Raw genomic sequence first — 14,232 nt, forward strand, 5'->3', positions numbered from 1 at the left:
CGCGTCGTCGGCGAGGGCGCCCCGGGGTCCTCGTCCCGCGCCGGCGGGGAGGCTGCGGGCCAGCCACAGCGCGTCGGCGAGTTCCTCGACGCCCGGGGCGACACCGGCCTCGCGCAGGCGTGCGACCAGGGCCGTCAGCGCGGGGTGGGCGCCGTCGGCCGGGGGTCCGGGGTCCGCTGCGGTCATCGGTTACCTGGGCCCGCGGTCCAGGGGCTGCATCAGCAGCTCCGAGATCTCCTCCCGCCGGTGGACCGCCTCCCGGGCGGCGTACTGGGTGAGGAAGATGGCGTTCAGCAGCTGGTCGGTGGGGCGCATCGCGCCGTCCGCCTCGGCGTGGGCGAACCGGTCGACGAGGTCGCGGTTGTCCTCGTACGCCTCCTGGCCGAAGTGGGCCTGGACGAGGGCGGCGAGGCGCTCGTCGCGCGGGGCCTTGAGGTCGAGGGTGATGCAGCGGCGCAGCAGCGGGGCGGGGAACTCGCGCTCGCGGTTGCTGGTGAGGACGACGAAGGGGAAGGCGCGGCAGCGCACCTGGCCGCCGGTGACCGCGACCCGCCGTCCGTCGTCGGTGAGGACGTCCACGACCGGGGCGCGGTCGGCGATCCGCTCCAGCTCGGGGATGGCGAAGCGGCCCTCCTCCAGTACGTTCAGCAGGTCGTTGGGGAGGTCGATGTCGCTCTTGTCCAGCTCGTCGATGAGCAGGACGCGGGGCCGGTCGGCGGCGATGAGGGCGGTGCCGAGCGGGCCCAGCTTGATGTACCGGCCGATGTCCCGCGCGCTCTGCTCGCCGGGCAGCTGGGCGTCCTGGAGCCGGCCGATGGCGTCGTAGGTGTAGAGCGCCTCGCGCAGTTCGCTGCGGCTGACGACGGGCCACTCCAGGACCCGGCCGAGGGCGAGTTCGTGCGCGACGGAGTGGGCGAGGGTGGACTTGCCGACGCCGGGTTCACCGGTGACGAGCAGGGGGCGGCGCAGGTACAGGGCGGCGTTGACGAGTTCCAGGGTGTCGGGGTCCTGGACGGGCAGCGGGACGGTGGAGCCGCCGAGCCGACGCCGGGTGGAGGCGTCGAGGTCCGGTACGTCGTAGGCGACCGGCGGGGTGTCGAAGGAGCGCCACGGCGGTGGCGGCGGGAGCCGGTCGATCCTGTCCGGATCCGGTCGCCCGACGCCCCGGTAGATGAACCACTCGGTCATGCCCTGCTCCTCGTCGACGGTCGGCGGCGGTCCACGTCCTGGCCGACGGGGGCGTCGTACACCCGCAACGGGCCCCTGAAAATGTACCCGCGGCGACCTGTGGAAAGAGGCGTTTTCGGCCAGCCGCCGGGCCGCCGGGCCGCGCTCACAGCGGGGCGTCCAGGGTCTCGGCCTCCTCGGCGGGCAGCGGGCGGCGCGGGTCGTCGTACAGCAGCGCCATCGGTTCGGCCCAGCCGTTGCCGGTCCGGCGTTCGCTGATGTCCTGGCGCAGGTGGCGCAGCCGGTCCGGGAGTTCGGCGAGCGAACCGAGCGTGCCCAGCAGTTCCTGGGCCTTGGCGTGCAGGACGTCGCACGGCTCGGCGCACGCGCGCGTGGAGTGGCCCTCGATGTGCCACAGGGCGACGCCGTGGCCGCTCTCCAGGGCGAGCCGCATGGCGGTGCGCCCGGGTCCGTGACCGGCCGGGCGGCACATCACCGGGATGCGGTCGTGGGCGGCCTCCCGGTAGACCCGCGCGGTGGGCAGGACGCCCTGCGCGGGGGTGCGCCAGCCGGTGAAGCGCCGCTCGGCCGACGTGGAACGCCAGCGCTCGGCCCACAGTTTGTCCGGATCTCCCCGGCGCTCAAGGGCGCGCAGGACGACCCGGCGGCGCGCGCCGAGGTGACCGCCGTCGGTCAGCTGCGCGATGTCGTCGAACCGCCAGCGGTGCACGGCGGTGTCGAAGTACTCGACGGGCAGCGCGACTTCCAGCGGTACGGGCCTGCCCTCCTGGTCGCGGGCGCGCAGCAGCCGGCCCAGCGGTCCGCGCAGCGCCTGGACCAGTGCGTCGGGGGCGCAGCCGTGCACGGAGCCGTCGGTCTCGTACAGCTCGGGCTCGCCGTCGCCGCCGTCGTACCAGATCTGCCAAAAGAACCGCGCGGTCTCGGTGCCGATCACCGGGTCGAGCAGCACCACGGCGGTGGGGCCCTCCCCCGGTCCCGGGTACGGGATGACGATCCGCCCGCCGCCGTGCGCGGGCGCGGGCCGCAGCTCCTCGGGCAGTACGGCGTCCCGTACGAAGTCGTGCATGGCCCGGCGCGGTTCCTTGCGCAGCCGCCGCTCGGACCAGCGGGCCAGGTCGCCGGGGTCGCCGCCGCGGGAGCGGACGTACAGCTCGACGTATTTCAGGTACCGCAGGAAGGTCAGCGCCTCCAGCGGGCGGGTCCCCTCGTACAGCAGCCCCGCGCCGTCGCGCCAGGTGAGCAGCTCGGGGGTGGAGCCGGGCCACCGGTTGTGGCTGCGGGCCTTGGCGGCGAGCAGCTCCACGGTGGGCGCGTCGGGCGGCGGGGGCAGCTCGGCGAGGAGCCGCAGGGCCTCGCGGCGGTCTGCGGGCGTCCACTGCTCGGCGCCGGGGCCGGGGCCGCCGCCCTGGAGGTCGATCCAGTTGTCCCCGGCGGCGGAGGACGGTTCGTCGCCGTGCCAGCGGTCGTGCGCGGCGAGCACCTCGCGGTAGGTCTCACCGAACCGGCGCAGAGCGGAGATCGCCACGGCCTTGCCGCCGTCCTGCTGCCGGCGGCGCGACTTGACCACTCCGACGACGGCGCCGGTCTCCGGGTCGAGCAGCGGTCCGCCGGAGACCCCGCTCGGGAAGTCGATGTCGGGCTTGATGATCAGCCCGTGGGTGTCCTCGTGCCCGTTGATCTCGGCGTCGACGAGCCGGAAGTGGGTCTCCGGCGGCCCCGGGAAGTAGCCGCACGCCTTGAGCGCCCCGGAGTGCCGTACGGCGCGGTCGGCGAGCCAGACGCACTCGTGCTGGTGCTCGTCGGCGCCGCCCGTCAGCCGGACCAGCGCCAGGTCCTCCTCCAGCGGCACCTTGGCGGCGCGGGCGTCGCCGACGAGCCAGTGCGCCAGGCGGGCCTCGGCCTCGACGTCTTCGCCGCGCACCCGGAAGACGGTGTCGCACGGTCCGTCCGGCAGGTGCGGCCGCAGCACGTGGGCGGCGGTGAGCACCCAGCCGGGCGCGACGAAGAAGCCGCTGCCCCACAGGGGTCCGTCACCGCCGCCGGCGGGCAGCAGGTGGACGGTGGCGGCCCGCGCCAGCTCCTGCAGCCGGTCGTACCGCTCACTCATGCGCGACCGCGCCCCCGCTGCCACCGTCTCCGCCGGCACCGGCACCGGCACCGCTACCGCCGGCACCGCTACCGCTACCGCCGGCACCGTCTGCGGGCCGCGGGTCGAAGTCCCAGTTCAGGGTGACCTCGATCGACGCCTTGGCCTCGCCCCTGGCGAGGACGGCGACGGCGAGCCCCTCCTTGGCGGTCAGCTCCACGCCGAAGGTGACGGAGGCGCTGCTGGGCCGCGCCGCGCGGGCGGCGTCGAGCACCGATCCGCCGACCCCCCTGATCAGCTCCTCCAACTGCTCGACCTTGGCCGCGGCCGCCTCGGTGAAGCCGACGTCCTCCTGGTCGTCGTACCCGTCGCCCGCCCCGATGCGGGCGGTGACCACCGTGCCGTCCGGCAGCCGGACGTCCTGGATGTGACTCATGCCGTTCCCCCGTGCACTCCTCGCGGCCTACTGCTGAAGTCCTCGCGGGACACTGCGCCGCGTCCGTTCCCCACATGCCCCGACGCGTTCCCTACCCAGCCCGGTTGCGCCCGACCCCACCGGCCGCACGGTCCGCCCCGCCGCCGCACCGCCTACCCTTGGAAGGCAGAACCCGTGGGCTCGTCCCGTCCGCATCAGGAGCAAGAGTTGTACTTCACCGACCGTGGCATCGAGGAACTGGAGAAGCGGCGCGGCGAGGAGGAGATCACTTTCGAGTGGCTCGCCGAGCAGCTGCGTACGTTCGTCGACCTGAACCCGGACTTCGAGGTCCCGGTGGAACGCCTGGCCACGTGGCTGGCCCGGCTGGACGACGAGGACGACGAGGAGTAGGCGGACCCCTCAAGGGCCCGTCGGACGCTTCCACCACCGGAAGCGTCCGACGGGCCTTTCGCATACACGTAAGTCTCGACTTCAGCCACGACTTCGGTCTCGACTCCGACCTTGACTTCAGCCTTGACTTCCCCGATCCGCGATATATCGTAAGTACCGCGAGGACGCGATATGGCGCGTCGAGCGCCGAAGGGAGCCGACCCATGCCCGAGTGGTCCGTCAAGGAACCGGAGAAGCTCACGTTCGACACGCCCGTGAGCGAACTGCACGTACGCGTCGTCAACGGCACGGTCAACGTCGTCGGCACGGACGAGGGCGCCGCGCGTCTCCAGGTCTCCTCGATCGAGGGGCCGCCACTGATCGTGACCCAGGAGGGCGGCACGCTCACCGTGGCCTACGAGGACCTCCCCTGGAAGGGGTTCCTCAAGTGGCTGGACCGCAAGGGCTGGCGCCGCCACGCCGTGGTCTCCCTGGCCGTCCCGACCCGCACGCGCGTGGAGGTCGGCGCGATCGGCGCCACGGCCGTCCTCTCCGGCCTCGACGGCCGCGCGGAGATCAGGGGCGTCTCCGGGGACACCACCCTGGTCGGCCTGGCGGGCCCGGTCCGCGCGGACACCGTCTCGGGGAACGTGGAGGCGCAGGCCCTCACCGGCGACCTCCGCTTCCACTCCGTCTCGGGTGACCTGACGGTCGTGGAGGCGGGGTCGTCCGTCCGGGCGGACTCGGTGAGCGGCTCGATGATCGTCGACTGCGACCCGGCCAGCCGCCGTACGGACATCAGCCTGACCAGCGTCTCGGGCGAGATCGCCATCCGCCTGCCCCAGCCTGCCGACGCGGAGGTGGAGGCCAACACCGCGGGCGGCACGGTCTCCAGCGCCTTCGAGGACCTCAAGGTCACCGGCGCGTGGGCCGCCAAGCGCATCACGGGCCGCCTGGGCGCGGGCAACGGCCGCCTGAAGGCGACGACGGTCTCGGGCTCCATCGCCCTGCTGCGCCGCCCGCCGACGGAGCACGACCACTGGGACACGGAACGCGAGCACGGGAGCGGACGGACGGAAGCCACGCCCGCCGCCCCGCCGCCCACACCACCTCACACCTCGGGGGACAATTCCACTGCCGACCGGGACACCGCCGCCACGGACGTCCCGGACGACGGTACGACCGACAAGAAGGTGCTCTGACATGCCCCCCGTCTTCGCCCACGGCCGCCTGCGCCTCTACCTCCTCAAGCTGCTCGACGAGGCCCCGCGCCACGGCTACGAGGTCATCCGGCTCCTCGAAGAGCGCTTCCAGGGCCTGTACGCGCCGTCGGCCGGCACGGTCTATCCGCGCCTGGCCAAGCTGGAGGCCGAGGGCCTGGTCACCCACACCACCGAGGGCGGCCGCAAGGTGTACTCCATCACCGACGCGGGCCGCGCCGAACTGGCCGACCGCAGCGGCGAGCTGGCCGACCTGGAGCTGGAGATCCGGGAGTCGGTCGCCGAACTGGCCGCGGAGATCCAGGCCGACGTACGGGGTGCGGCGGGCGACCTGCGCCGCGAGATGCGCGCGGCGGCCACGGCGGCCCGCCGGGGCTCCCGCCCGACCTGGCCCCCCACCGGCGACTCCGCCGACCCGTCCGAGCCCTCCGACTCCACCGGCTCTCCCCTCTCCGCCGAGAAGGAGGCGTGGCGCTCGGCCAAGGAGGAGATGCGCCGCGTGAAGCAGGAGTGGAAGGAGCAGGCCCGCCGCGCCAAGGACGAGAGCCGCCGGGCGCGCGAGGAGGCCCAGCGGGCCCGGCGCCAGGCGAAGGAGGCGCAGGAGTGGGCCCGGACCCAGGCCGCGGAGGAGGTGCAGCGCATCGCCCACCGCGTCCAGGAACAGGTGCAGGACCACTTCACGCGGGGCGACTGGCCCACGGGCCTGCGCGAGGGCCTCAGCGAGCTGGTCAAGGAAATGGGCGAGTTCGGCAAGGACGTGGGGAAGGACTTCGGCTTCCCCCGCCCCCCGCAGCCCTCCATGTCAAAGCCCTCCCCGGAGCACTCCCCTTCCTCCCCCGTCCCGGAGTACGCTTCCCCCTCCCCCGCCCCGGAGTACTCCTCGCCCTCTCATCCCTTTCCCGCGGAGTACGAGCCCTCCTGGGCCCATGAGCAGCCGGCGGACTCGACGGGCAACCCGGCCCGCGACCTGGACCGCCTGCTGGACCGCTTCCGGGACGACGTCCGCGACGCGGCCCGCGACCACGGCGTCACACCCGACCAGCTCCGCGAGGCCCGCCGCCATCTGTCGACGGCCGCGGCCCAGCTGGGAGCCCTGCTGAGGACCCCGGCCCCCTGACCGCCCCCCTGACCGCCCCCCCCTGACCGCAGGGCCTGCCCCGACAGGGGAAGGCCCCTCACCCACTCCCCAGCACGATCTTGCCGAAGTGCTCCCCGGACTCCATACGGGCGAAGCCCTCGCGGGCCCGGTCCAGGGGCAGTACTTCGTCGATGACGGGCCGCACACCGGTGGCGGCGCAGAAGGACAGCAGATCCTCCAGCTCGTCCTTGGTCCCCATGGTCGACCCCACGACCTTCAGCTCCAGGAAGAAGATCCGGGTCAGCTCGGCGTGCGAGGGCCGGTCACCACTGGTCGCCCCCGAGATGACCAGGGTCCCTCCCGGCTTGAGCGACTTCACCGAATGCGACCAGGTGGCGGCCCCCACCGTCTCGATCACGGCATCGACCCGCTGCGGCAGCCGCGCCCCCGGCTCGACGGCCTCCACGGCCCCCAACTCCACCGCGCGCTTCCGCTTGGCCTCATCCCGACTGGTGGCGAAGACCCGCAGTCCGGCGGCCTTGCCCAGCACGATGGCCGCCGTGGCGACCCCGCCCCCCGCGCCCTGCACCAGCACGGAGTCCCCGGGCCGCACACCGGCGTTGGTGAACAGCATCCGGTACGCCGTCAGCCAGGCGGTCGGCAGACAGGCCGCCTCCGCGAACGACAGTTCCCTGGGTTTGGGCAGGATGTTCCAGGTCGGCACGGCGACCTGCTCGGCGAACGTCCCCTGATAGCGCTCCGTGAGAATCGACCGGGGCTCCTCGGGGCCGACCCCGTACCCGCTCTGTCCGATGACGGAGTGCAGGACGACCTCGTTGCCGTCCTCGTCGACACCGGCGGCGTCACAGCCGAGGATCATCGGCAGCCGGCCTTCGGGGAGACCGACCCCGCGCAGGGACCAGAGGTCGTGGTGGTTGAGGGAAGCGGCCTTGACATCGACGACGCTCCAGCCGGGACGGAGCTCGGGAGCGGGACGCTCTCCCGACTCCAGTCCGTCGAGCGGGTGGTCGCGGTCGATTCGGGCGGCGTAGACAGCGAACATGCCCCCGACGATAGGTTCCCCGAAGCCCCGGCAACACCACCGAACACTGTGACACATGCCCTCTTGTGCGACGGGGGACGGCGAACGGCCCCGCCCTCCTGCAGGAGAACGAGGCCGCCCACACACAGCACACCACGCGTCAGCGGCGCGCGACCCCTTCGGCCCGCGCCGCGGCGGCCACAGCCGCCGTCACCGCCGGCGCCACCCGCTCGTCGAACGGAGACGGGATCACGTAATCCGCGGCCAGCTCGTCCCCCACCACGGACGCCAGCGCCTCCGCGGCCGCCAGCTTCATACCCTCCGTGATCCGTGACGCCCGCACCTGCAGCGCCCCCGCGAAGATCCCCGGAAACGCCAGCACGTTGTTGATCTGGTTCGGGAAGTCCGACCGCCCGGTGGCCACGACAGCCGCGTACTTGTGCGCGACCTCGGGGTGCACCTCGGGATTGGGGTTCGCCATGGCGAACACGAACGCCCCGTCGGCCATCGAGGCCACGGCCTCCTCCGGCACCGTCCCTCCGGACACCCCGATGAAGACGTCCGCGCCGTCCAGCGCGGCCTCCAGCGACCCGGTCCGCCCGGCCTTGTTCGTGAACTCGGCCAACTCCCGCTTCACCGGCGTCAGATCGTCCCGGTCCGCCGACACGACGCCCTTCCGGTCGGTGACGGCCACGTCACCGATCCCCGCCTCGACGAGCATCTTCGCGATGGCCACCCCGGCCGCCCCCGCGCCCGAGATCACCGCCCGCAGCTCGCCCAGCGACCGCCCGCTCAGCCGGGCGGCGTTCCGCAGCGCGGCCAGCGTCACGACCGCCGTACCGTGCTGGTCGTCGTGGAAGACCGGGATGTCCAGCCGCTCCCGCAGCCGCCGCTCGATCTCGAAGCACCGCGGCGCCGAGATGTCCTCCAGGTTGACCCCGCCGAAGGACGGCGCCAACCGCACCACCGTCTCGACGATCTCGTCGACGTCCGTGCAGTCGAGCGCGATCGGCACCGCGTCGACCCCGCCGAACTGCTTGAAGAGGATCGCCTTCCCCTCCATCACGGGAAGGGACGCCTGCGGCCCGATGTCCCCGAGCCCGAGCACGGCCGTGCCGTCCGTGACGACGGCCACGACGGACGACTTCCAGGTGTAGTCGTTGACCAGCTCCGGCTGCTCGGCGATCGCGCTGCACACTTTCGCGACGCCGGGCGTGTAGGCCAGGGACAGGTCGTCCTTGTCACGGACCGGCACCGTGGCCTGCACGGCCATCTTGCCGCCGCGATGCAGCGCGAACGCAGGGTCGAGCCCGTCCAGGGAGGAGCCACCGGCGTTGTCGCTGTCACTGTCGCTGCGAGGATTGACGATCTCCGCTGCCACTTCGTAGTACCCCTTAGAGAGTTCAGGTGTGAGGGTGGGTCCACTCCTGGTGAGGAGTGGGCGGGACCGCGCAAGGCCCAGGATGTAGAGGCGTACGGGCCGTACGCGACGGGCGCGCCGCACACGCGCCCTGAGCCCCGGATGAGGGGTGTAAAGAACCTTCTTACCGGACGGACGCCTCCCCGGACGAGTCCCTTGGGCGCAAGCTCACACACCGACCGGCGCGGACCGCGCACACAACGCACGCGGGCCCACGCACGCAGCGCACGCGGACCCGCGCGCACAACGCACGCCGCGCACCCGGACTCGGATACCGGACACCGAAAGCCGTATGCCGGTGACACGCCGGTGACATGCCCCACAGCACACCACCGGAAGATCTCCGGCCGAACGCGGCGATCGGCGAAAACGTTCGGCGGCGATCGACGGTGATGTACCGACCTGCTCCGGTTCGCGACGCCGCCCCGCGCACCCCGCCCCGACCCGTTATCCGATTTTGACATCGCGGTCGTCCTGAACAGCTCCGTCCGAATGGCAAGATGCCGTAATCGCACGAGGTCGCGACACTCGAAGACGTGTGGCCGTGCAGACCCCCGTGCACCGCCGTCGACGACCGCCGCGCGCACGCCGTCGACCCACGGCGCCCGCCGGCACCTCGACGGGCGCCCCGCCCCATCGGCTGCTCCACTCATCCGCCGGAGGATCCCACCATGACCGCAAGCTTCACCCGTCGTACGACCGCCGCGCCCTCCCGCACTGCCGCGGTCGGCGCGATCGCGGTCGCGTGCGCACTGCTGCTCACCGGATGCGGCGACCAGACGGACGACGGCGGCGCCGACTCCGGCGAGAGCCAGTCGGCGAGCACCGCTCCCCTGGCCGACAAGCTGCCGAAGTCGATCCGCGACAAGGGGGTCATCAAGGTCGGTTCCGACATCGCCTACGCCCCGGTGGAGTTCAAGGACGAGTCGGGCAAGACGGTCGGTATCGACCCGGATCTCGCGGAGGCGATGGGCAAGCAGCTCGGTGTGACGTTCGAGTTCGAGAACGGCACCTTCGACACCCTCATCACGGGCCTGCGCTCCAACCGCTACGACATCGCGATGTCGGCGATGACGGACACCAAGGACCGTCAGGAGGGCATCGACTCGGACACCGGCAAGAAGGTCGGCGAGGGCGTCGACTTCGTCGACTACTTCACCGCGGGCGTGTCGATCTACACCAAGCGCGGCGAGGACCAGTCCATCGCGACCTGGCAGGACCTCTGCGGGAAGAAGATCGTCGTGCAGCGCGGCACGGTCTCCGAGGACCTCGCGAAGGCGGAGAGCAAGAAGTGTCCCGCCGGCAAGAAGATCGCGATGGAGACGTTCGACAACGACCAGCAGGCCCAGACCCGTCTGCGCGCGGGCGGCGCCGACGCCGGTTCGTCCGATTTCCCGGTCGCGGCGTACGCGGTGAAGACCTCCGGCGGCGGCAAGGACTTCCAGCTGGTCGGCGAGCAGGTCGAGGCGGCGCCGTACGGCATCGCGGTCGCCAAGGGCAACACGGAGCTGCGGGACGCCCTGGAGGCGGCCATGGACGCGGTCATCGCCAACGGCGAGTACGAGAAGATCCTGGACAAGTGGGGCGTGTCGGAAGGCGCCGTCACCGACGCCAGCGTCAACGGCGGCGTGTGACCGTGCCCGGCGGGCACTGAAAGGCAGCATCCGTGACTGTTGACACCGACAAGACGACGGACGGCCCGGACGCCACACCACCGGCCGGCGCGGAAGCGATCAAGGCCATCCCGGTCCGGCACTACGGCCGCTACGTCAGCGCCGTCGTCGCGATCGCCCTGCTGGCGGCGGTCGTCTACGCGTTCTCCCAGGGCGACATCAACTGGGGCGCGATCCCGGACTACTTCTTCGACGACCGCGTCCTGCCCGGCGTGGGACGGACCCTGCTGATCACCGTGCTGGCCATGGTGATCGGCATCGGCGGCGGCATCCTGCTCGCCGTCATGCGCCTGTCGAAGAACCCGGTGACCTCGTCCATCGCGTGGTTCTACATCTGGTTCTTCCGGGGCACGCCGGTCCTGGTGCAGCTGGTCGTCTGGTTCAACCTGGGCCTGGTCTTCGACTACATCAACCTCGGGCCGGTCTACCGCGACGAGTGGGCGGACTTCATGACGCCGCTCCTGACGGTGCTGCTGGGTCTCGGCCTGAACGAGGCGGCGTACATGGCGGAGATCTGCCGCGCCGGCCTGCTCGCCGTCGACGAGGGCCAGACGGAGGCGGCGCAGGCGCTGGGCATGAGCCACGCCAAGACGCTGCGCCGGATCGTGATCCCGCAGGCGATGCGCGTGATCGTGCCGCCGACGGGCAACGAGGTCATCAACATGCTGAAGACGACCTCGCTGGTGTCGGTCGTCCAGTACTCCGAACTGTTCCGCGTCGCGCAGGACATCGGCCAGGTCTCCGGTGCCCCGGCCGAGATGCTCTTCCTGGCGGCGGCCTGGTACCTGCTGATGACCTCGGTCTTCAGCGTCGGCCAGTACTACCTGGAGCGCTACTACGCGCGCGGCTCCAGCCGCCAGCTCCCGCCGACGCCGTGGCAGAAGGTCAAGGCGAACGTGTTCTCCCTGTCCACCCGGAGGCGTTGATCCCATGAGTACGGCAATGGTCAAGGCCGAGGGCGTGCACAAGTCCTTCGGTCCGCTGGAGGTCCTCAAGGGCATCGACCTGGAGGTGAGGACCGGCGAGGTGTTCTGCCTCATCGGCCCCTCCGGCTCCGGCAAGTCCACCTTCCTCCGGTGTATCAACCACCTCGAAAAGATCAACGCGGGGCGGCTGTACGTCGACGGGGAGCTGGTCGGCTACCGCCAGAAGGGCGACAAGCTCTACGAGCTGAAGGACAGCGAGGTCGCCCTGAAGCGCCGGGACATCGGGATGGTGTTCCAGCGTTTCAACCTGTTCCCGCACATGACGGCCGTCGAGAACGTCATGGAGGCGCCGGTCCAGGTCAAGGGCGTGAGCAAGGCCCAGGCGAGGGAGCGGGCGAGGCAGCTCCTGGACCGGGTGGGCCTGGCCGACAAGGCCGGCAGCTACCCCTCGCAGCTCTCCGGCGGCCAGCAGCAGCGGGTGGCGATCGCCCGCGCCCTGGCCATGGACCCGAAGCTGATGCTGTTCGACGAGCCGACCTCGGCGCTCGACCCGGAGCTGGTGGGCGACGTCCTGGACGTCATGCGCGACCTGGCCGAGTCGGGCATGACGATGATCGTCGTGACGCACGAGATGGGCTTCGCCCGGGAGGTCGGCGACAGCCTGGTCTTCATGGACGGCGGCGTGGTGGTCGAGTCGGGCAACCCACGGGCCGTCCTGACCGACCCGCAGCACGAACGGACGAAGGCGTTCCTGTCCAAGGTGCTCTGACCCGGTCGCGGGAGGGGCGGTACGGAAGACCCGTACCGCCCCTCGACGCGTTCACCGCGAGGGGGCACTGATCACTTGACGGCCAGCAGCAGCGTGTCCGACGGCGAGCACCACACCGGCCGCGCCTCGCCGAACCCCTTCTCGCGCAGTACGCGCGCGTGCCACGCGGCGGAGGGCGTGTCGCCCTCGGCGTGCTCGCCGTAGATCTCGAAGCGGCGGGCGGTCGGACCGGCGAGGACCGGGTCCTCTGCGGCCAGCTGCCACCATTCGGACCAGTCGAGGGCGCCGTTCGCCTTGGCGGTCTCCATCTGGGCGTGCCGCTGCGCCCGCTCGGCCGCGTTGATCCGGGGCGTCGCCTCGTCGATCATGTGGTCCGCGTTCATGAAGACACCGCCGTCGCGGACCAGCTCCGCGACCTGGCCGTAGAGGGCGGCGAGGGGTTCGCTGTGCAGCCAGTGCAGGGCCGTGGCGGTCAGGACGGCGTCGTAGGAGTCGTACGGCAGCGCCGCCGGCCAGCGGGGGTCCTTGAGGTCGGCGGTGACCAGGGAGACCCGCCCGTCACCCGCGAAGGTGCCCTCGGCGATGGCGAGCAGCGCGGGGTCGAGGTCGACGCCGGTGCTGGTCGCCTCCGGGAAGCGGTCGAGCAGCCGGGCCGTGATGCTGCCCGTGCCGCAGGCGAGGTCGAGCACCCGCGGGGCCGGACCGGCCAGTGCCTCCACCATGTCGAGCATGATGCGGAACCGGTCCTCCCGGTCGGGCATGTACCACTCCTGCTGCCGGTCCCAGCTGTCCTGCCAGGCCTGCCAGTCGGTACCGGCGGTGGCGGTCTCCGCGTGCGTCATCGTGCCCCTCCTCCTGCTGTGCCACGTAATACCCTGTAAGCACGGTCAGCCATTACCTGATCGCAGGCACGACCCTAGAGCCCCTCCGTAAGGACTACAAGTGGAACTGGCCTATTACTCGGACTACGCCGTGCGCCTCGTCAACACCGAGGAGCCGGCGCGGGGCAAGGATTCCCTGACCTCGGTGGAGGCCGTCCGCGAGCTGTTCGGCGCGGGCCAGTCGGCGGCCCGGCGCGCGGCGGAGGCGGACGTGACCCGGTTCCGCGCGGTCCGCGCCCGGCTGCGCGCGGTCTTCGACGCGGCCGACGGCGGCGACGAGACCCTCGCCGTGGACCTGCTGAACTCCCTGCTCCTGGAGTTCCCGGTGAGCCCGCAGATCTCCGGGCACGACACGCGGGACGACGACGGCCGTCCGCTGTGGCACATGCACCTGGCGGACCACCCGTCGAACGCCACCGCCGGGTACGCGGCCATCGCCGCGATGGGCCTGGCCTTCCACCTGACGGAGTACGGCGTGGACCGCCTGGGCCTGTGCGAGGCGGCCCCCTGCCGCAACGCGTATCTGGACACCTCGACCAACCGCTCCCGGCGCTACTGCTCCGACCGCTGCGCCACCCGCGCCAACGTCGCGGCCTACCGCGCCCGCAAACGCCTGGAGGCCGACCGGTCGGACAGCACCGGCCTGACCGCAGACAGCCCCCAGCGCACCAGCGCGAGCGGCGAGCGCTGACCGGTGGCGCGCGGCCGGTAGCGGCCCAGGACCTTGCCCAGCACGAGGTCCTCGGGGACCGTCCCGTAGTCGGTGCTGTCACCGCCCGCGTACGGGTTGTCCCCGAGCACCCACCAGCCACCCTCGCGGCGCTCCGCGGCGCGCTTGACGACGAGCAGGTCCTGCTGGAACGGGTGGCACAGGACGATCACGTCACCGGGCCGGACCCGGGCGCCCCAGTGCACCAGGAGCAGGTCCCCGTGGTGCAGCGTCGGCACCATGGACGGCCCGGTCACCTCGGCCGGCCCGAAGGGCAGCGGCCCTCTCGCGCGCTCGGTCTCCTGCGACAGCTCCGGCATCACCCGGCACCTCCCCGGTTCAGTCCTCCACCAGTCTCAGTCTCACCCCGGACTTTTGTCCTAAGCCCACGGGGGCACTCGCGAAATCGTCTCCTCCAGAGAGTAATGTCCCCCC

At 71.9% G+C, this 14,232-nt stretch carries 15 protein-coding genes; 7 read left to right on the forward strand and 8 right to left on the reverse strand.

Annotated features, from left to right (window positions below; genetic code table 11):
* From UW392_RS33105 to UW392_RS33120, 4 genes are all read right to left on the reverse strand, one after another.
* The coding region (locus UW392_RS33105) for a hypothetical protein (protein ID WP_320778886.1) at positions 1–186 on the reverse strand (186 nt) is incomplete at its 3' end.
* A 3-nt stretch (positions 187–189) separates the two neighbouring features.
* Positions 190–1,188 (reverse strand): MoxR family ATPase, encoded by a 999-nt coding sequence (locus UW392_RS33110; RefSeq protein WP_320778887.1) that lies wholly within the window; start codon positions 1,186–1,188, stop codon positions 190–192.
* A 145-nt stretch (positions 1,189–1,333) separates the two neighbouring features.
* Complete coding sequence (locus UW392_RS33115) at positions 1,334–3,295, reverse strand: trypsin-like peptidase domain-containing protein (RefSeq protein ID WP_320778888.1); 1,962 nt, start codon at positions 3,293–3,295, stop codon at positions 1,334–1,336.
* Positions 3,288–3,710 (reverse strand): CU044_2847 family protein, encoded by a 423-nt coding sequence (locus tag UW392_RS33120; protein WP_320778889.1) that lies wholly within the window; start codon positions 3,708–3,710, stop codon positions 3,288–3,290. Before UW392_RS33120 ends, UW392_RS33115 begins: the two co-directional genes overlap by 8 nt.
* Before the next feature lie 207 nt (positions 3,711–3,917).
* Between UW392_RS33120 and UW392_RS33125 the strand changes: the two genes are divergently transcribed.
* The 3 genes from UW392_RS33125 (at position 3,918) to UW392_RS33135 (ending at position 6,416) form a co-directional block, all read left to right on the forward strand.
* Positions 3,918–4,100 carry a DUF6104 family protein gene (locus tag UW392_RS33125; protein ID WP_018892073.1) on the forward strand — a complete coding sequence of 61 codons (183 nt, stop codon included), beginning with the start codon at positions 3,918–3,920 and terminating at the stop codon, positions 4,098–4,100.
* A 203-nt stretch (positions 4,101–4,303) separates the two neighbouring features.
* Complete coding sequence (locus tag UW392_RS33130; protein ID WP_320778890.1) at positions 4,304–5,281, forward strand: DUF4097 family beta strand repeat-containing protein; 978 nt, start codon at positions 4,304–4,306, stop codon at positions 5,279–5,281.
* A 1-nt stretch (position 5,282) separates the two neighbouring features.
* Positions 5,283–6,416, forward strand: coding sequence for a PadR family transcriptional regulator (locus tag UW392_RS33135; RefSeq protein ID WP_320778891.1), 1,134 nt, complete (start codon positions 5,283–5,285; stop codon positions 6,414–6,416).
* 58 nt (positions 6,417–6,474) lie between these two features.
* On the opposite strand, the gene UW392_RS33140 is transcribed toward UW392_RS33135, so the two are convergent.
* Together UW392_RS33140 and UW392_RS33145 are read right to left on the reverse strand one after the other, a co-directional pair.
* Positions 6,475–7,440: a zinc-binding dehydrogenase gene (locus UW392_RS33140; RefSeq protein ID WP_320778892.1), complete on the reverse strand. Its 966-nt coding sequence runs from the start codon at positions 7,438–7,440 to the stop codon at positions 6,475–6,477.
* Positions 7,441–7,579: 139 nt separating this feature from the next.
* Positions 7,580–8,800, reverse strand: a complete 1,221-nt coding sequence (locus UW392_RS33145; RefSeq protein ID WP_320778893.1) for an NADP-dependent malic enzyme — start codon at positions 8,798–8,800, stop codon at positions 7,580–7,582.
* A 710-nt stretch (positions 8,801–9,510) separates the two neighbouring features.
* On the opposite strand from UW392_RS33145, the gene UW392_RS33150 reads away from it, so the two are divergent.
* The 3 genes from UW392_RS33150 to UW392_RS33160 are packed head-to-tail and all read left to right on the forward strand — an operon-like array spanning position 9,511 to position 12,207.
* Entirely contained in the window at positions 9,511–10,473 is a 963-nt protein-coding gene (locus UW392_RS33150; protein WP_320778894.1) for an ABC transporter substrate-binding protein, read from the forward strand.
* A gap of 32 nt (positions 10,474–10,505) precedes the next feature.
* Positions 10,506–11,438, forward strand: coding sequence for an amino acid ABC transporter permease (locus tag UW392_RS33155; RefSeq protein WP_320778895.1), 933 nt, complete (start codon positions 10,506–10,508; stop codon positions 11,436–11,438).
* Between the two features lie 4 nt (positions 11,439–11,442).
* A complete protein-coding gene (locus UW392_RS33160) occupies positions 11,443–12,207 on the forward strand; it encodes an amino acid ABC transporter ATP-binding protein (protein WP_320778896.1) in 765 nt (254 codons plus the stop codon).
* Positions 12,208–12,278: 71 nt separating this feature from the next.
* On the opposite strand, the gene UW392_RS33165 is transcribed toward UW392_RS33160, so the two are convergent.
* Positions 12,279–13,049, reverse strand: coding sequence for a class I SAM-dependent methyltransferase (locus tag UW392_RS33165; protein ID WP_320778897.1), 771 nt, complete (start codon positions 13,047–13,049; stop codon positions 12,279–12,281).
* A gap of 100 nt (positions 13,050–13,149) precedes the next feature.
* Between UW392_RS33165 and UW392_RS33170 the strand changes: the two genes are divergently transcribed.
* Positions 13,150–13,779 (forward strand): CGNR zinc finger domain-containing protein, encoded by a 630-nt coding sequence (locus tag UW392_RS33170; RefSeq protein WP_320778898.1) that lies wholly within the window; start codon positions 13,150–13,152, stop codon positions 13,777–13,779.
* On the opposite strand, the gene sodX is transcribed toward UW392_RS33170, so the two are convergent.
* Complete coding sequence (sodX, locus tag UW392_RS33175) at positions 13,683–14,117, reverse strand: nickel-type superoxide dismutase maturation protease (protein WP_320778899.1); 435 nt, start codon at positions 14,115–14,117, stop codon at positions 13,683–13,685. The genes UW392_RS33170 and sodX overlap by 97 nt on opposite strands.
* Between the last annotated feature and the right edge of the window lie 115 nt (positions 14,118–14,232).

It is taken from the genome of Streptomyces sp. CRN 30, from assembly GCF_034105845.1.